An 18,055-nucleotide genomic window follows, 5' to 3' on the forward strand; every position below is an offset into this window, starting at 1 on the left:
TTATTTTAAGTTACGCAAGTGGTTTCGGCTCTGTCTATACTGTGTGACGTATCGAGCGCTGGTTTACTAAAAGAGTTTAAACATTATCAGGAGAGCATTATGGCTGTTACTAATATCGCTGAACTGAACGCCCTCGTCGAGCGCGTTAAAAAAGCCCAGCGTGAATATGCCAATTTCACCCAAGAACAGGTTGATAAAATCTTCCGCGCGGCCGCACTGGCTGCTGCAGATGCTCGAATCCCTCTCGCTAAAATGGCCGTTGCCGAATCCGGCATGGGTATCGTTGAAGATAAAGTGATTAAAAACCACTTCGCTTCTGAGTATATCTACAACGCCTATAAAGATGAGAAAACCTGTGGCGTGCTGTCCGAAGACGACACCTTCGGTACTATCACTATCGCCGAACCTATCGGCATCATTTGCGGTATTGTTCCGACAACCAACCCAACCTCTACTGCCATCTTCAAATCGCTGATCAGCCTGAAGACCCGTAACGCAATCATCTTCTCTCCACACCCACGTGCGAAAGACGCGACCAACAAAGCTGCGGATATCGTTCTGCAGGCTGCTATCGCTGCGGGCGCACCAAAAGATCTGATTGGCTGGATCGACCAACCTTCTGTTGAGCTGTCTAACGCGCTGATGCATCACCCTGACATTAACCTGATCCTCGCGACCGGTGGTCCTGGCATGGTTAAAGCAGCATACAGCTCCGGTAAACCGGCTATCGGTGTGGGTGCGGGTAACACGCCTGTAGTCATCGACGAAACTGCTGATATCAAGCGTGCTGTTGCGTCTGTACTGATGTCTAAAACCTTCGATAACGGCGTGATCTGCGCATCTGAACAGTCTGTGGTCGTTGTAGACTCCGTGTACGATGCCGTTCGCGAACGTTTCGCCAGCCACGGCGGCTACCTGCTGCAGGGTAAAGAGCTGAAAGCGGTTCAGGACATCATCCTGAAAAATGGCGCGCTGAACGCCGCTATCGTCGGTCAGCCAGCGTATAAAATCGCTGAACTGGCAGGCTTTACTGTGCCGGCAACCACCAAAATCCTGATCGGTGAAGTGAAAGTTGTCGACGAAAGCGAGCCGTTTGCACACGAAAAACTGTCTCCTACGCTTGCCATGTACCGTGCAAAAGATTTCGAAGACGCGGTAGAGAAAGCCGAGAAACTGGTTGCAATGGGCGGTATCGGTCACACTTCTTGCCTGTACACCGACCAGGATAACCAGCCAGAACGTGTGGCTCACTTCGGCCAGATGATGAAAACGGCGCGTATCCTGATCAACACCCCTGCTTCTCAGGGTGGTATCGGTGACCTTTACAACTTCAAACTCGCACCTTCCCTGACTCTGGGTTGTGGTTCCTGGGGTGGTAACTCCATCTCTGAAAACGTTGGTCCAAAACACCTGATCAACAAGAAAACCGTTGCTAAGCGAGCTGAAAACATGTTGTGGCACAAACTTCCGAAATCTATCTACTTCCGCCGTGGCTCTCTGCCAATCGCGCTGGATGAAGTGATTACTGATGGCCACAAACGTGCGCTCATCGTGACTGACCGTTTCCTGTTCAACAACGGCTATGCTGACCAGATCACCTCTGTGCTGAAAGCAGCTGGCGTTGAAACTGAAGTGTTCTTTGAAGTTGAAGCTGACCCAACCCTGAGCGTAGTACGTAAAGGTGCTGAACTGGCTAACTCCTTCAAGCCTGATGTGATTATCGCACTGGGTGGTGGTTCCCCAATGGACGCCGCGAAAATCATGTGGGTGATGTACGAGCATCCGGAAACCCACTTCGAAGAACTGGCGCTGCGCTTTATGGACATCCGTAAACGTATCTACAAGTTCCCGAAAATGGGCGTGAAAGCGAAGATGATCGCGGTAACGACCACTTCCGGTACCGGTTCAGAAGTCACTCCATTTGCGGTTGTAACCGACGATGCAACAGGTCAGAAATACCCACTGGCTGACTACGCGCTGACGCCAGATATGGCTATCGTTGATGCGAACCTGGTCATGGATATGCCGAAGTCACTGTGTGCGTTCGGTGGTCTGGATGCCGTGACTCACGCCCTGGAAGCTTATGTTTCAGTGCTGGCATCTGAGTTCTCTGACGGTCAGGCTCTGCAGGCACTTAAACTGCTGAAAGAAAACCTGCCAGCGTCTTACAACGAAGGCTCTAAAAACCCGGTTGCTCGTGAACGTGTCCACAGTGCCGCAACCATCGCCGGTATCGCGTTTGCTAACGCCTTCCTGGGTGTTTGCCACTCAATGGCGCACAAACTGGGCTCACAGTTCCATATTCCTCACGGTCTGGCGAACGCCCTGTTGATCAGCAACGTTATTCGTTATAACGCGAACGACAACCCAACCAAGCAGACTGCTTTCAGCCAGTACGACCGTCCGCAAGCTCGTCGTCGTTATGCTGAAATCGCTGACCACCTGGGTCTGAGCGCACCGGGCGACCGTACTGCCGCTAAGATCGAGAAACTGCTGGCATGGCTGGAAAGCCTGAAAGCTGAACTGGGTATTCCTAAATCAATCCGTGAAGCGGGCGTGCAGGAAGCTGACTTCCTCGCTCACGTAGATAAGCTGTCTGAAGATGCATTCGATGACCAGTGTACCGGTGCTAACCCACGCTACCCACTGATCTCCGAGCTGAAACAGATCCTGCTGGATACCTACTACGGTCGTGAGTTTAAAGAAGGTGACGTTGCCGCTGTGAAAACAGAAGCGCCTGTCATTAAAGCTGACAAGAAAGCGAAGAAAAGCGCTTAATTGACTGCTGATGAAAAACCCGCCTTTATGGCGGGTTTTTTTATGTCTGAATGATAAGGCCGACGTTACTTTCTGTTATCGTGCTGAATCGCCGTCAGCGAGCCTACAGCCAGCGCTTCCTTATAGTGCTTACGGCAGACCGATACATATCGTTCATTCCCGCCTATCACCACTTGCTCACCATCTGCATAAGGTTTCCCGGCCTGGTCGAGACGAAGCACCATGCTGGCTTTACGACCGCAAAAACAGATAGTCTTCAGTTCAACGAGTTTATCCGACCAGGCGAGCAAATACTGGCTCCCGGCAAAGAGTTCACCGCGGAAATCCGTACGCAGCCCGTAACAAAGCACGGGAATATCGAGTTCATCCACCACCTCTGAAAGCGCATGAACCTGTTCACGCGTCAGAAACTGGCTCTCATCCACCAGAACGCAGTGAATGGGCTGCGCGGCATGGGCTGTGCGAATGTCCTCATACAGGTCCGTTTTGGGGTTAAACAGTCTCGCAGGCGACGAGAGCCCTATTCTGGAGCTTACCTTCCCTGCTCCAAAGCGGTCGTCAATTTCCGCCGTATAAACAACGGTACGCATTCCTCGTTCCTGGTAATTGTATGAGGATTGCAGCAACGCGGTGGATTTCCCGGCATTCATTGCCGAATAGTAGAAATAAAGTTGTGCCATTGGCCGTAAAACCCTAATCAATGTGTAATATTCCCGATGATTGATTGTACCATATTTTGTCTGGTCATCCGCGATGCGGCGCACAGCCCCTGCGGTCGAGGGCGGTTTTCAGGAACGACGGTTGACGAAAATAGTGCGTTAAAACAGGAGGTAAACCCATTCAGCATGGCTGATATGTTATAAGTTCAACCAAACATAACACTTCTTTTTATAGTGGAATCATCGTTCATTAAAATTCACTATTTATTAACTATTCCAGTCTTAGCATCCCTGACGGGAACTAATACGAAAGGCTGATATTTCTCCGCCGCAACTATAATTCCTGCGGTAAATGTCACAAAAAAACAGGCGAGCGGCCGGGTAAAGCTGGTTTGCGTGATAACAAGCGAGACTGTCGGGCGATGAAATTTAAGTTAGCGTAATTAATAATAGCGGCATTATTTAGTATTTTTTGAATTCCTTACATTCCTGGCTATTGCACATCTGAATTTATGGCTCTATTATTAGGTCAACAAACCACCCCCCATTATAAGTTTGAGATTACTACAATGAGCGAAGCACTTAAAATTCTGAACAACATCCGTACTCTTCGTGCGCAGGCAAGAGAATGCACCCTCGAAACGCTTGAAGAAATGCTGGAAAAATTAGAAGTTGTAGTTAATGAACGTCGTGAAGAAGAAAGCGCTGCTGCTGCTGAAATCGAAGAACGTACTCGTAAACTGCAGCAATATCGTGAAATGCTGATTGCTGATGGTATCGATCCAAATGAATTGCTGAACAGCATGGCTGCAGCTAAAACCGGTACTAAAGCTAAGCGTGCTGCTCGTCCTGCTAAATATAGCTATGTTGACGAGAACGGCGAAACTAAAACCTGGACTGGCCAGGGTCGTACTCCTGCTGTTATCAAGAAAGCCATGGATGAGCAAGGTAAACAGCTGGATGACTTCCTGATCAAGGATTAATCAAGCCGCATTCAGAAAAATCCCGCATAATGCGGGATTTTTTTTAACCAAAATTTGTCGCAAACATCCCCTTACACTCTGTCATAAAGCGTTATTCACCTGTTTCGCCGCAGTTACTCCCGGCTGGTCTCTGGATGTTATGGGCATAAAAAAACCGGTGGGCCAGGCCTCACCGGTTTTGAACATTTACCACTATGGCTTATTTCTTAATACCTAGGCTCTCTTTGAGCCAGGTTTTAAATTCTTCACCCAGGGTATTGTGGCGAATGCCATATTCCACGAATGCCTGCATATAACCGAGCTTATTACCGCAGTCATGGCTCTTACCTTTCATATGGTAAGCCTCAACGGTCTCTTTCTCGATCAGCATATCAATGGCATCGGTCAGCTGGATCTCATCACCCGCGCCTGGAGGCGTTTTCGCCAGCAGAGGCCAGATTTCAGCGCTAAGGACATAGCGACCCACTACGGCCAGGTTTGAAGGCGCTACGTCGGCTTTAGGCTTCTCTACGACGCCAACCATTGGCACACTTTCACCCGGCTCAAGGTTAACGCCTTTGCAGTCAACCACACCGTAAGCCGTCACGTCTTCCACCGGCTCAACCATGATCTGGCTGCTGCCTGTTTCGTCGAAACGTTTGATCATCTCAGCAAGGTTATCCTGAGAGAGATCGGATTCGTATTCATCCAGAATTACGTCTGGCAGAATCACCGCCACAGGCTCGTCACCCACAACAGGGTGTGCACACATGACGGCGTGGCCCAGACCTTTCGCCAGCCCCTGACGAACCTGCATAATAGTAACGTGCGGAGGACAAATAGACTGAACTTCCTCTAACAGCTGACGCTTAACACGTTTTTCCAGCATGGCTTCAAGTTCAAAGCTTGTATCGAAATGGTTTTCGATAGAGTTTTTTGATGAATGCGTAACCAGCACAATTTCCGTAATGCCGGCTGCGATACATTCGTTGACGACATACTGGATTAATGGCTTATCAACCAGAGGCAGCATCTCTTTAGGAATCGCCTTAGTTGCTGGTAACATCCTGGTCCCCAATCCCGCTACCGGGATGACGGCCTTTCTGACTTTCGAATTTAGGGCAGCCATTCAAATTCTCCTGAGCTGTTCAAGTTTTGAACTTTTATGCAATAAATAACGCGTTGAGTATATCAGTCTCGCCCCGCAGTTCGGGTCTGAAAAGAACGCGTTGCCGATCAATTAGGATAAATACGCATGAATCTGGGCAGCGATAGTAGCACTCCCCGTAAAACACAGGTAAAGCAATCTTAAAATTAAGATCCAATTGCTTATTCCGTGGACAACATTAAGCGTAGCCGTCCCCCGGCGCCCCAAATTTGGCACTGCCAGGAGGAACAGCGGTGGCTTATTTGATTAAGATACGCCGTTCCCAATGTCCCAAGCGGCACACCGTTACTCACCTGAATATGGTGCTCACCGGTATTCAGTGAAGCGTTGAGGCCGGCTGAAACGAGGATAAGATTTTTTAAACCGCTGTGGTAATAACCGACCAGCAGCGGAAACTGTCCGGGTAAATTCGCCTGACGAAAAAGCTGGTTGACTTGTTTGAGTAAACTGCCTAACTCCGGCAACCGTTGCCCCTGATGCGATAACTGTTCCTGCAGCAAACCGTTAAATAACGCACGAAGGAGTAACGCCGCTAATACGCCGTTATCCCCCGCCCGGGTGACATCCAGGGAATAAAACGCAAGATCGACATCCGACAGTGGCGCAATATCCAGCACCAGCCCAGGCTGGTCTGCCGCCACCAGTTGACGATAATTGATACGGCAATGCGAAATGGTTTGCTGAACGGGCGGCTGGAGTTCTTGTAAAAGCTTCGCCGCAGCGGGCGGATCGCTGACCAGGGCATCCCAGTCCTGGAAAAGGCGCTCCTCTTCCTCTACCCGGGAATTAAACATATTCGGATAAAGACAGGCTAATACCGTTTCCCGTAACCGGTTCAGATCCTTGACCGGCTTAAGCAGAATATCCTGCACCCCAAGACGCAACGCTTTCGCGATATCCGCCATATTCTCCGTGGCGGATATCACCAGAATCGGCGTCTGGTTGCCTTCGTTACGCAGATGTTCAACCAGCTTCAGCCCATTCATCCGCGGCATCGCAATGTCGCAAATCATCAAATCGGGCGTGATGCTGTTCATTTTCTCCAGGGCGTCGATGCCATCTTCAGCCAGTGACGTGTTAGCGCCCAGTGAGGATAACCACGAATCCAGTAGCGATCGGAAAACGGGCTCGTCTTCTACAATCAAAATATGTTTTCCGGCCAATGGCTGCGTCATGGTTCCTCCCCTGGCTGACAGTAACTAAATAGTGGCATGCGATCGGCACTATCGCCTGTCAGATTTTGCTGAAGTAGTCAAAAAAAGGTGCTTAACGTGCTGTTCGCACAAAAGGCAACAGTTCGTTCATTTTCTTTTCGACGGCTAACGAGCCCGCTGCGATGGCGGCCTCAGCCCGATGGAAATCGAGGGTAGAGATTTGTGGACAGTACGGTTGAATAAGAATGTCTGGCGGGTCGCCGGCCATACGATTTCGCTTGAGGCGGTTCTCAAGTACCTGGATTGAGGTGGTCATGATTTCGATGGCTGTCGGGGCCGCCACCGCGCGTCGTGCAGTCATACGCCCGATTCGGCCACGCAGGCGCTCATGCCAGGCCAGTTTTTCGCCCTCAGGTTCGTCGCTCTGCAGATTGACCGGCATAAGATCCTGTTGCATCAGGTGGGCATCATGCTGCAGGTCCACGGCAATCACGATGTCTGCCCCCATGGCACGCGTCAGAGAGATGGGGACCGGATTAACGACGCCACCGTCGACAAGCCAGTAGCCGTTATGCGGCACGGGCGCCATTAAGCCCGGTATACTGCAGGAGGCGCGAACGGCAAGATGGATATCCCCTTCGGTCAGCCAAAGCTCGCGACCGGTGCTAAGGTTCGTCGCGACGGCGCCGAACGGCATCTGGCAATCCGTGAAGTCTTCGAGAGGCATAACCTGGCGGAACTGGTTAAAGACGCGTTCGCCGCGTAAGAGTCCGCCACGCTGCCATGAGAGATCCATCAGACGAAGCACGTCCCAGTAACTGAAGGAACGCACCCAGGTCTCGAGCTCCGGCAGCTTCCCGCACGCGTAAGCGGAGCCGACAAGCGAGCCGATTGAACACCCTGCAACAATATCGACGTCAACACCCATCTGTTTTAACGCGTTAATCACGCCGATATGTGACCATCCGCGGGCTGCACCTGAGCCCAGCGCCAGTCCAATTTTAACCTTTCTCATTAGCCCTGTTTTACGTCCCCTGGATTCCTGACATAGCATCAACGCAACAGCTCAGTTAACATAGTGCTACCCGAAGCGTTTAACGCCTTTATTTATTGTTCCAGGAAGAGAATCGTGTCTCAACTCTGCCCTTGTGGTAGCGCTCTGGAGTATAGCCTATGTTGCCAGCGATATCTTTCTGGCGATCAGGTTGCACCAGACCCGTCACACCTCATGCGTTCACGGTACACTGCTTTTGTGATCAAAGACGCAGACTACCTGATTAAAACCTGGCACCCGTCCTGCCACGCGGCGGAATTCAGACAGGAGATCGAAGCCGGGTTCGCCAGTACGCAATGGCTTGGCCTTACCGTCTATGAATCCTCAACCGGGAGTCATGCTGATGAGGGTTATGTCAGCTTTGTGGCCCGCTTTACCGAGAATAATAAGCCTGGCGCCATTATCGAACGTTCCCGGTTCTTAAAGGAAAGCGGGCAATGGTATTATATTGACGGAACGCGCCCACAGTTTGGTCGTAACGATCCCTGCCCGTGTGGTTCAGGTAAAAAATTTAAAAAGTGTTGCGGGCAGTAACGCCTGACAACCCAGACTTCGCAAATACAAACAGGATTTCCCGGCGATGCAATCACTACAACGTAAAGTTCTGCGCACCATCTGTCCCGATCAAAAAGGACTGATCGCACGAATTACCAACATTTGTTACAAGCATGAACTGAATATCGTGCAGAACAACGAGTTCGTTGACCACCGTACCGGACGTTTCTTCATGCGTACCGAACTGGAAGGTATTTTCAACGACACCACCCTGCTTGCCGATCTGGACAGCGCGCTGCCGGAAGGCTCCGTGCGTGAACTGACCCCCGCAGGCCGACGCCGCATCGTGATTCTGGTGACCAAAGAGGCACATTGCCTGGGCGATCTGCTGATGAAAGCCAACTACGGCGGTCTGGACGTCGAAATTGCCGCCGTTATCGGCAACCACGAGACGCTGCGCACGCTGGTCGAGCGTTTTGATATTCCGTTCGAGCTGGTCAGCCATGAAGGCCACACCCGTGAAGAACACGACAACCTGATGGCGCAGGCCATTGAAGCGCACAACCCGGACTACGTGGTGCTGGCGAAATATATGCGCGTGCTGACGCCATCCTTCGTGGCGCGCTTCCCGAATAAGATTATCAACATTCACCACTCGTTCCTGCCGGCCTTTATCGGTGCGCGTCCTTACCATCAGGCCTATGAGCGTGGCGTGAAGATCATCGGAGCCACGGCGCACTACGTGAATGACAACCTGGATGAAGGTCCTATCATCATGCAGGACGTGATTCATGTGGATCACACCTACACGGCTGAGGACATGATGCGCGCCGGGCGCGACGTTGAGAAGAATGTGCTCAGCCGTGCGCTGTATCAGGTGCTGGCGCAGCGGGTCTTCGTTTACGGTAACAGAACCATTATTCTTTAATCCCAGGGAAATGAATTGATTAGCTTTGCACCTTTACGGATAAAAAGCAGGCAAACGACGTCATTTCACTAAAGGAATGCTTTACAGGGGCGCCTCATTTGATATGATGCGCCCCGCTTCCAGCAGGAAGCAGGCCAGTTAATAGCATTACCCCGTGGTGGGGTTCCCGAGCGGCCAAAGGGAGCAGACTGTAAATCTGCCGTCATCGACTTCGAAGGTTCGAATCCTTCCCCCACCACCATCTCTCAGCATCACCTCAAAATTTGAATTACCCCTGGTGGGGTTCCCGAGCGGCCAAAGGGAGCAGACTGTAAATCTGCCGTCATCGACTTCGAAGGTTCGAATCCTTCCCCCACCACCATCAATTCCCATACGACTCTAAACTCTCTGTTCGCACCGGGCATCATGAATTTCCGTAACGGGGAAGGATGAGAAGCTTCGACTAAGGTTCGATTCGAGCGTAGCGAGAAAGCGTTGCCGCAGGCAACGACCCGAAGGGCGAGGCGCAGCCGCCACCCGGCGACAGATGGCTACATCGGTGGCAAACGTCGCGTCACCGGCGTGCTTTTCACAATCGACGTATTGCACTGGGCATGCTCCGCCAGCCCGTCCAGCAGCGCATCAAGCTGTTCGATTGACCGCACCACCAGCCGGATAACAAAGCAGTCCTCCCCGGTCACTTTGTCGCTCTCAATACACTCCGGCATTGCCTGAATGTACTTATCCACTTTATGCAACAGCCCCGGCAGCGGCCGTACGCGCACCAGCGCCTGCAGCGTATACCCCAACGCCGCCAGGTTCACCCGCGCGCTATACCCCTGAATCACACCGCGCTCTTCCAGCCTTTTCAGGCGCTCTGCCGTGCTGGGTGACGTCAGCCCGATACGCCCGCTGAGCACCTTCAGGGACATACGCGCATCCTCAACCAGACAGGCTAAGATTTGTCGGTCGATATCATCAAGAAGGCATTCCATCATTTTCACCTAATTTTAAAAAGTCATTCAGCTCTTCAACCTTATATCACCCCTGTAAAACACGACAGCCATTTTCGACAATAACGTCATCAATCAGGAGGTGAATGATGCGTGATTTCCATAAAGGCGTCTGGCAAATGAGCCTGGCGATGTTAATTTCCGGCTCAATTGGCGCGTTTGTTTTACTATCCGGTCTGCCGGTAACGGAAGTGGTGTTCTGGCGCTGCCTGATAGGGGCACTGGCACTGTTCATTTTTATTCGCATGAGTCGAAAGCCGTTTAGCCCCCTCACCCGCACGACGCTGCTGCTGGCGATCCTCGGCGGAGCGGCATTAGTGGTGAACTGGCTGCTGCTCTTCGCCGCCTATGAACGGATCTCGATTGGTCTTTCGACCGTGGTGTATAACACCCAGCCGTTTATGCTGGTACTGATGGGGATGCTTTTCGGCGAGCGTGTCAGCCTGGTGAAATGGGGCTGGCTGGTGCTCGCCTTTGGCGGCGTGGTCATTTTGCTCTCCAGTGAGTTGACCAGCGCACATGGCGCCGACTGGCTCGCCGGGATCGGGCTGGCAATGGCCGCAGCCTTCTTCTATGCGGTAACGGCCATCATTGCCCGCAAGCTGAGATCGGTTGCGCCGCAGCACATTGCCTTCATCCAGGTACTGACGGGCGTCGTCATGCTTCTGCCCTTTGCCCGCATGCCGTCATTCTCCGCCGATTTCCCCTGGCCGATCTTGCTGACGCTGGGCATTGTCCATACCGGCATTATGTATCAACTGCTCTACAGTGCGATTCAGAAGCTGCCGACGCCCATTACCGGCTCGCTGTCGTTTATCTATCCGGTAGTGGCGATCGTTGTTGATAATCTGGTATTCGGACACTCGCTGAACCTGACGCAGCTGGCGGGCGGCGCGCTGATCCTGTTTGCTGCAGCGGGCAATAACCTGGGCTGGGGCGAAAAAAAACCCCGCGAGTGCGGGGTTGGTATCAAAACGGCAAATTAGCGACGGGCGCGTACAATCTGGTATTTGCGCGTCAGGTATTCCACCGGCGCGCTCCAGATGTGCACCAGGCGAGAGAACGGGAATAACACAAACAGCGTCATCCCCAGCACCAGATGAACGCGGAAGATAAACGCCACGCCGTCCAGATGTTCAGATGCACCACCGTGGAAAGTCACCACTGACTGCGCCCAGCCCACCAGCTTCATCATTTCACTGCCGTCCATATGCTGCGCCGAGAACGGAATGGTCAGCAGACCCAGCGCGCACTGTACCATCAAAAGGGAGAGGATCAGGATGTCCGCCCCGGTGGTGGTTGCCCGCACGCGGGGGCTGAACAGACGACGCTTCAACAGCAGCAGGCCCCCCACCAGGGTCATCACCCCGCAGGCCCCCCCGGCGATCATCGCCATCTTCTGCTTCACCTCAATGGGCAGCCACGCTTCGTACATCCAGTGCGGCGTCAGCATGCCGAGGAAGTGGCCGGCAAAAATGCCCAGAATACCGATGTGGAACAGGTTAGAGGCCACATGCATCCCTTTACGATCCAGCATCTGGCTGGAGCCAGCGCGCCAGGTATACTGGCCGTAGTCATAACGCAGCCAACTTCCCACCAGGAACACGGTGCCCGCGATATACGGGTAGATATCAAAGAAGAACATATTCAGGAAGTGCATTATTGCTGTCCTCCGTTAGAGATATTCAAATATTGCGGGGCAACGGCACCGGCAAAACGACGCTGGTGAGCAGAAATTTCAGACTCGCCACAGCTCTGGTCAGCAAAGAATTTCACCTGTTCTTCCTCCCAGACGGCATCCAGCGCCTGCGGGGTATCGTCCCGGGCTTCATCGGCGATTTTCTCCGCCACTTTTTCACTGTCGACCGACGCGTTGGCCAGCTTCACCAGCAGGTCGAACAGCACCGCGTAGCGGCTCTCGCGCTGCTGAAGCCGCGCGCCGAGCAGCGCAAGGATCGGCGCGATGTCCTGCAGACCACCCAGCGCCTCCTCTTTCGGCAGCTGCGCCAGATACTCCAGATAGAGCGGCAGATGGTCCGGCAGCTCGCGGCTGTCGAGCTGCAGGCCGTGCTGCTCGTACTGCGCCATCAGGTCGACCATCGCCTGACCGCGGTCGCGGGACTCACCGTGAACATGTTCAAACAGCAGCAGCGAGGTTGCCCGCCCGCGGTCAAACAGCTGGCTGTAGTCCGCCTGCGCATCGAGAAGATCGCGCGCTAACAGGTCGCGGAGGAAAACCCCAAGCTGCTGGGCATCCTCTTTATCCAGGTTTTCGGATGACGCGAGTGCATCAAACAGCTCCTGCTGATGCTGCACCAGTGCAGCATCCGGGTACTCCAGCAGACGCGAAACAATGACGAGTTCAATCATGAGTGCGGCTCCGTTTTACTGGTCACATCCATGGCGTCGATGCGGCGGCTGTTGAACAGATTGAATTTGCTGTCTGACCCGTGGCAGCCGTCGCCAAAGGTAAAGCCACAGCCATTTTTCTCCGGGAAGGCTTCGCGGGCCAGTTCACGGTGGCTGCTCGGCACCACGAAACGATCTTCGTAGTTGGCAATCGCCAGGTAGCGGTACATCTCCTGCGCCTGCGCTTCGGTCAGACCGACCTCTTCCAGCGCGCGGGTATCGGTCACGCCGTCCACGGTTTCGGCACGTTTGAAGTGGCGCATCGCCAGCATACGTTTCAGCGCCAGCAGTACCGGCTGGGTATCGCCTGCGGTCAGCAGGTTTGCCAGATACTGAACCGGGATACGCAGGCTTTCCACGTCCGGCAGAATGCCGTTACTGCCCAGCTCGCCCGCATCCGCGGCTGACTGAATCGGCGACAGAGGCGGCACGTACCAGACCATAGGCAGCGTGCGGTATTCCGGGTGCAGCGGCAGGGCCAGTTTCCAGTCCATCGCCATTTTGTACACCGGAGACTGCTGCGCGGCGTCAATCACGCTCTGCGGAATGCCGTCCTTCAGCGCCTGCTCAATCACCTTCGGATCGTTCGGGTCGAGGAACACGTCCAGCTGACGCTGATACAGATCTTTCTCGTGCTCGGTGCTGGCAGCGTTTTCAATTGCGTCCGCGTCGTACAGCAGCACGCCGAGGTAGCGGATACGGCCTACGCAGCTCTCGGAGCAAACGGTCGGCATACCGGCTTCAATACGCGGGTAGCAGAAGATGCACTTCTCAGACTTGCCGCTCTTCCAGTTGAAGTAGATTTTTTTGTACGGGCAGCCGGTGATGCACATCCGCCAGCCGCGGCACTTGTCCTGGTCGATAAGGACAATGCCGTCTTCTTCACGCTTGTAGATGGCACCGCTCGGGCAGGTCGCCACGCACGCCGGGTTGAGGCAGTGCTCGCACAGGCGCGGCAGATACATCATGAAGGTGTTTTCGAACTGGCCGTACATCGCCTTCTGCATGTTCTCGAAATTCTGGTCTTTGGCGCGTTTTTCGAACTCGCCGCCCAGGATCTCTTCCCAGTTTGGACCGCTGGTAATTTTGTCCATGCGCTGACCGGTGATCAGCGAGCGAGGACGGGCGATCGGCTGGTGTTTGCTTTCCGGCGCGTTGTGCAGGTTCTGATAGTCGTAGTCAAACGGCTCGTAATAATCCTCAATGCCCGGCAGATGCGGGTTAGCGAAGATTTTTCCCAGAAGCAAAGCGCGGTTACCCATGCGCGGCTGCAGCTTACCGTTGATTTTGCGGATCCAGCCGCCCTTCCACTTCTCCTGGTTTTCCCAGTCGGTCGGGAAGCCGGTGCCCGGCTTACTTTCCACGTTGTTGAACCAGGCATACTCCATACCTTCACGGCTGGTCCAGACGTTTTTACAGGTGACCGAGCAGGTATGACAGCCGATGCATTTATCCAGATTCAGCACCATGCCGACTTGTGAACGAATTTTCATTTTACGCTCTCCTGTACCTGGTCATTACCTTCGCCGTCTAACCAGTTAATATTCTTCATCTTACGTACCACCACGAACTCATCGCGGTTCGAACCTACGGTACCGTAGTAGTTAAAGCCGTAGGCCAGCTGGGCATAGCCACCGATCATATGGGTCGGTTTCGGCGTAATACGGGTCACGGAGTTGTGGATCCCGCCGCGCTGCTCGGTGATCTCTGACCCCGGCAGGTTCACGATACGCTCCTGCGCGTGGTACATCATGGTCATCCCGGCCGGTACGCGCTGGCTCACCACCGCCCGCGCCGTCAGGGCACCGTTACTGTTGAACACTTCGATCCAGTCGTTATCTTCGATACCCAGATCTTTGGCGTCCGTTTCGCTCATCCAGACAATCGGACCACCGCGCGACAGGGTCAGCATCAGCAGGTTGTCGCTGTAGGTGGAGTGGATCCCCCACTTCTGGTGCGGCGTCAGGAAGTTCAGCGCCTTCTCCGGGTTACCGTTCGATTTCGCACCCATTACGGTTTTCACAGAGCGGGTGTCGATTGGCGGACGGTAAACCAGCAGGCTTTCACCGAAGTCGCGCATCCACTGGTGATCCTGATACAGTGACTGACGGCCGGAGAGGGTGCGCCATGGGATCAGCTCGTGAACGTTGGTGTAGCCAGCGTTGTAAGAGACATGCTCATCTTCGAGGCCAGACCAGGTCGGGCTGGAGATAATCTTGCGCGGCTGCGCCTGAATATCGCGGAAGCGGATTTTCTCTTCCTCTTTATTCTTCGCCAGGTGCGTATGATCGCGACCGGTAAACTCACTCAGCGCCGCCCAGGCTTTCACCGCGACGTGACCGTTGGTTTCCGGTGCCAGGGTCAGGATCATCTCTGCGGCATCAATCGCCGTGTTAAGGCAGGGCTGACCTTTCGCCGGGCCGTCCGCTTTGGTGTAGTTAAGCTTGCGCAGCAGATCCATTTCGCTCTGGGTGTTCCAGGCAATCCCTTTCCCGCCGTTACCGATTTTCTCCATCAGCGGGCCGATAGAGGTAAAGCGTTCGTACGTTGCCGGGTAATCACGTTCCACCGGAATAATGTGCGGCGCAGTCACGCCCGGGATCAGATCGCACTCGCCTTTTTTCCAGTCCTTCACGTCCAGCGGTTGAGCCAGTTCGGCAGCGGAGTCGTGCTGGATTGGCAGCGTCACCACGTCGGTCTCTTTGCCGAGGTGCCCTACGCAGACCTCAGAGAATTTCTTCGCGATGTCCTTGTAGATATCCCAGTCGCTTTTCGATTCCCACGCCGGGTCAACGGCCGCAGACAGCGGATGAATAAACGGATGCATATCCGAGGTATTCATGTCGTCTTTTTCGTACCAGGTGGCGGTAGGCAGCACGATGTCGGAGTACAGGCAGGTGCTGGAGAGACGGAAGTCGAGGGTCACCACCAGATCCAGCTTGCCGTCGAGACCGTTGTCTTTCCACTCCACCTCTTCCGGCTTCACGCCGCCCTGCTTGCCGAGATCTTTCCCCTGAATGCCGTTTTCAGTACCCAGCAGGTATTTCAGCATGTACTCGTGACCTTTACCGGACGAGCCCAGCAGGTTGGAGCGCCAGATAAACAGGTTACGCGGATGGTTTTTCCCGTTTTCCGGCTGTTCTGCCGCGAAACGGATTGAGCCATCCTTCAGTGATTTCACGGTGTAATCCACCGGCGACATCCCCGCCTTCTTCGCCTCTTCCGCGATGCGCAGCGGGTTGGTGCCCAGCTGAGGTGCAGACGGCAGCCAGCCCATGCGCTCAGCACGCACGTTGAAGTCAATCAGGTGGCCGCTGTAGCGGGATTTATCCGCCATCGGCGACAGCAGCTCCTGGGCGGTGACCGTTTCGTAGCGCCACTGGCTGGAGTGGTTATAGAAGTAAGAGGTGCTGTTCATATGGCGTGCCGGGCGCTGCCAGTCGAGGGCAAACGCCAGCGGCTGCCAGCCAGTCTGCGGACGCAGTTTTTCCTGGCCTACGTAATGCGCCCAGCCGCCGCCGCTCTGACCGACACAGCCGCAGAAAATCAGCATGTTGATCAGACCACGGTAGTTCATATCCAGGTGATACCAGTGGTTCAGACCCGCACCGACGATGATCATCGAACGGCCGTGGGTCTTGTCGGCGTTTTCAGCGAACTCACGGGCGATACGCACGATCTGCGCGCGAGGTACGCCGGTGATCTGTTCCGCCCATGCCGGGGTGTAGGCTTTCACGTCGTCATAGCTGGTCGCACAGTTTTCATCGTTCAGACCACGCTCCAGGCCGTAGTTCGCCATGGTCAGGTCATAAACGGTAGTGACCAGCGCGGTAGAGCCGTCGGCCAGCTGCAGGCGTTTCACCGGCAGCTTATGCATCAGGACGTTCTGCAGCTCAACCTTGTTGAAATGTTCGGAACCTTCGCCGCCGAAGTACGCGAAGCCGACCTCGGCGATCTCGTCCTGGCTACCCAGCATGCTCAGACGCAGTTCCGTCTCTTCGCCCGTCGTGCCGTTACGCTGCTCAAGGTTCCACTTGCCCTTCTCGCCCCAGCGGAAGCCGATAGAGCCGTTTGGCGCCACCAGCTCGCCGTTGCTGTTGTACGCGACGGTTTTCCACTCAGGGTTATTTTCCTGACCCAGCGCATCCACCAGATCGGCGGCGCGCAGGGTGCGGCCCGCGGCGTAGTACCCGTCACGTTCTTCCAGCATCACCAGCATTGGCATGTCGGTGTAGCGGCGGACGTAGTCGGTGAAGTACTGGCTAGGCTTATCCAGGTGGAACTCGCGCAGCATGACGTGGCCCATCGCCATCGCCATCGCGGCATCGGTACCCTGCTTCGGTGCCAGCCACAGGTCGCACAGCTTGGCGATTTCGGCGTAGTCCGGGGTTACCGCCACGGTTTTGGTGCCTTTGTAACGCACTTCGGTAAAGAAGTGCGCGTCCGGCGTACGGGTCTGCGGCACGTTAGAGCCCCAGGCGATGATGTAGCTGGAGTTGTACCAGTCCGCGGATTCCGGCACGTCGGTCTGCTCGCCCCAGGTCTGCGGCGAGGCTGGCGGCAGGTCGCAGTACCAGTCGTAGAAGCTCAGGCAGGTGCCGCCGATTAAGGAGAGATAGCGCGCGCCGGAGGCATAAGAGACCATCGACATCGCCGGGATCGGCGAGAAGCCCGCCACGCGGTCAGGACCGTAGGTTTTAACGGTGTAGACGTTGGAAGCGGCAATCAGCTCGTTGACCTCTTTCCAGGAAGAACGCACAAAGCCGCCGCGGCCGCGGGCCTGCTTAAAGCTTTTCGCTTTGTCCGCATCTTCAATAATGGAGGCCCAGGCATCAACCGGATCGCTGTGCTGTACCTTCGCTTCGCGCCACATTTTCATCAGGCGCTTGCGCATCAGCGGGTATTTGAGGCGGTTCGCGCTGTAGAGATACCAGGAGTAGCTGGCGCCACGCGGGCAGCCGCGCGGTTCGTGGTTTGGCATATCCGGACGGGTGCGCGGATAGTCGGTCTGCTGCATTTCCCAGGTCACCAGACCGTTTTTAACGAAAATCTTCCAGCTACATGAGCCAGTACAGTTCACACCGTGGGTTGAACGGACGACTTTGTCATGCTGCCAACGCTGGCGGTAACCGTCTTCCCAGTCCCGGTTGGTATCCAGAACCTGGCCGTGCCCATCGGCAAAAGTTTCGCCCTTCTGTTTGAAGTAGCGAAACCGGTCCAAAAATTTGCTCATCGGGTATCTCCTGTGTGGAGCCTGTGGCTCTCTAAATCGACATTGCTGATTTGCAGCGAAGGTAACGCCCTGAAAGAGGGGGAGAATTGATAACGATCAAGACGACGCGGGACTTTCCGGGGTGGGGTTACGCTGAATACCACCAAAGCGGTATTTTTTGAAACTACTCATCTCATTGATATATAAGATTATTTGTTTTTTACCATACAAAAAACAGGGCGCT

The 18,055-nt window shown here is 54.4% G+C and carries 14 protein-coding genes, 2 tRNA genes and 1 other RNA gene; 8 read left to right on the forward strand and 9 right to left on the reverse strand.

Annotated features, from left to right (window positions below; translation table 11 throughout):
* The first annotated feature begins 99 nt into the window (after positions 1-99).
* Positions 100-2,778 (forward strand): bifunctional acetaldehyde-CoA/alcohol dehydrogenase, encoded by a 2,679-nt coding sequence (gene adhE / locus EKN83_RS01185; RefSeq protein WP_025756553.1) that lies wholly within the window; start codon positions 100-102, stop codon positions 2,776-2,778.
* 65 nt (positions 2,779-2,843) lie between these two features.
* Here adhE and tdk read toward each other — a convergent pair whose 3' ends face one another.
* Positions 2,844-3,458 carry a thymidine kinase gene (tdk, locus tag EKN83_RS01190; protein ID WP_025756552.1) on the reverse strand — a complete coding sequence of 205 codons (615 nt, stop codon included), beginning with the start codon at positions 3,456-3,458 and terminating at the stop codon, positions 2,844-2,846.
* Between the two features lie 548 nt (positions 3,459-4,006).
* On the opposite strand from tdk, the gene hns reads away from it, so the two are divergent.
* Positions 4,007-4,420 carry a histone-like nucleoid-structuring protein H-NS gene (gene hns / locus EKN83_RS01195; RefSeq protein WP_008502781.1) on the forward strand — a complete coding sequence of 138 codons (414 nt, stop codon included), beginning with the start codon at positions 4,007-4,009 and terminating at the stop codon, positions 4,418-4,420.
* 199 nt (positions 4,421-4,619) lie between these two features.
* Here the strand turns inward: hns and galU are convergent, their stop codons facing one another.
* From galU to rssA, 3 genes are all read right to left on the reverse strand, one after another.
* Complete coding sequence (gene galU, locus EKN83_RS01200; RefSeq protein ID WP_126800180.1) at positions 4,620-5,528, reverse strand: UTP--glucose-1-phosphate uridylyltransferase GalU; 909 nt, start codon at positions 5,526-5,528, stop codon at positions 4,620-4,622.
* 200 nt (positions 5,529-5,728) lie between these two features.
* Positions 5,729-6,742: a two-component system response regulator RssB gene (rssB, locus tag EKN83_RS01205; protein ID WP_045286278.1), complete on the reverse strand. Its 1,014-nt coding sequence runs from the start codon at positions 6,740-6,742 to the stop codon at positions 5,729-5,731.
* 91 nt (positions 6,743-6,833) lie between these two features.
* Entirely contained in the window at positions 6,834-7,736 is a 903-nt protein-coding gene (gene rssA / locus EKN83_RS01210) for a patatin-like phospholipase RssA (RefSeq protein ID WP_045286277.1), read from the reverse strand.
* A gap of 114 nt (positions 7,737-7,850) precedes the next feature.
* Here rssA and EKN83_RS01215 point away from each other — a divergent pair, with 114 nt between their 5' ends.
* The 5 genes from EKN83_RS01215 to EKN83_RS01235 all read left to right on the forward strand — a co-directional run bounded on the left by EKN83_RS01215 (position 7,851) and on the right by EKN83_RS01235 (position 9,723).
* Entirely contained in the window at positions 7,851-8,309 is a 459-nt protein-coding gene (locus EKN83_RS01215) for a YchJ family protein (RefSeq protein ID WP_047958841.1), read from the forward strand.
* 46 nt (positions 8,310-8,355) lie between these two features.
* Positions 8,356-9,198, forward strand: a complete 843-nt coding sequence (purU, locus tag EKN83_RS01220; protein ID WP_014832256.1) for a formyltetrahydrofolate deformylase — start codon at positions 8,356-8,358, stop codon at positions 9,196-9,198.
* A gap of 156 nt (positions 9,199-9,354) precedes the next feature.
* A tRNA-Tyr gene (locus tag EKN83_RS01225) sits at positions 9,355-9,439 on the forward strand.
* Positions 9,440-9,474: 35 nt separating this feature from the next.
* Positions 9,475-9,559: transfer RNA gene (locus EKN83_RS01230), tRNA-Tyr, on the forward strand.
* Positions 9,560-9,605: 46 nt separating this feature from the next.
* Positions 9,606-9,723, forward strand: a non-coding RNA gene (locus EKN83_RS01235) — RtT sRNA.
* 5 nt (positions 9,724-9,728) lie between these two features.
* On the opposite strand, the gene EKN83_RS01240 is transcribed toward EKN83_RS01235, so the two are convergent.
* Positions 9,729-10,172: an Lrp/AsnC family transcriptional regulator gene (locus tag EKN83_RS01240; RefSeq protein ID WP_126800205.1), complete on the reverse strand. Its 444-nt coding sequence runs from the start codon at positions 10,170-10,172 to the stop codon at positions 9,729-9,731.
* A gap of 107 nt (positions 10,173-10,279) precedes the next feature.
* On the opposite strand from EKN83_RS01240, the gene EKN83_RS01245 reads away from it, so the two are divergent.
* Positions 10,280-11,176, forward strand: coding sequence for a DMT family transporter (locus tag EKN83_RS01245; protein ID WP_126800206.1), 897 nt, complete (start codon positions 10,280-10,282; stop codon positions 11,174-11,176).
* On the opposite strand, the gene narI is transcribed toward EKN83_RS01245, so the two are convergent.
* The 4 genes from narI to EKN83_RS01265 are packed head-to-tail and all read right to left on the reverse strand — an operon-like array spanning position 11,173 to position 17,832.
* Positions 11,173-11,850: a respiratory nitrate reductase subunit gamma gene (gene narI / locus EKN83_RS01250; protein ID WP_045286274.1), complete on the reverse strand. Its 678-nt coding sequence runs from the start codon at positions 11,848-11,850 to the stop codon at positions 11,173-11,175. The two genes, EKN83_RS01245 and narI, sit on opposite strands and share 4 nt — an antisense overlap.
* On the reverse strand, positions 11,850-12,560 hold the full coding sequence (gene narJ / locus EKN83_RS01255; protein WP_045286273.1) for a nitrate reductase molybdenum cofactor assembly chaperone: 711 nt from the start codon (positions 12,558-12,560) through the stop codon (positions 11,850-11,852). The genes narI and narJ overlap by 1 nt, the downstream gene beginning before the upstream one ends.
* Positions 12,557-14,092 (reverse strand): nitrate reductase subunit beta, encoded by a 1,536-nt coding sequence (gene narH, locus EKN83_RS01260; RefSeq protein WP_025756543.1) that lies wholly within the window; start codon positions 14,090-14,092, stop codon positions 12,557-12,559. The genes narJ and narH overlap by 4 nt, the downstream gene beginning before the upstream one ends.
* The gene (locus EKN83_RS01265) at positions 14,089-17,832 is read right to left on the reverse strand and encodes a nitrate reductase subunit alpha (RefSeq protein WP_126800182.1); all 3,744 of its coding nucleotides are present in this window, start codon (positions 17,830-17,832) and stop codon (positions 14,089-14,091) included. The genes narH and EKN83_RS01265 overlap by 4 nt, the downstream gene beginning before the upstream one ends.
* Positions 17,833-18,055 lie beyond the last annotated feature (223 nt).

Source organism: Enterobacter sp. WCHEn090032 (assembly GCF_003986875.1).
Taxonomy (GTDB): Bacteria; Pseudomonadota; Gammaproteobacteria; order Enterobacterales; family Enterobacteriaceae; genus Enterobacter; species Enterobacter sichuanensis.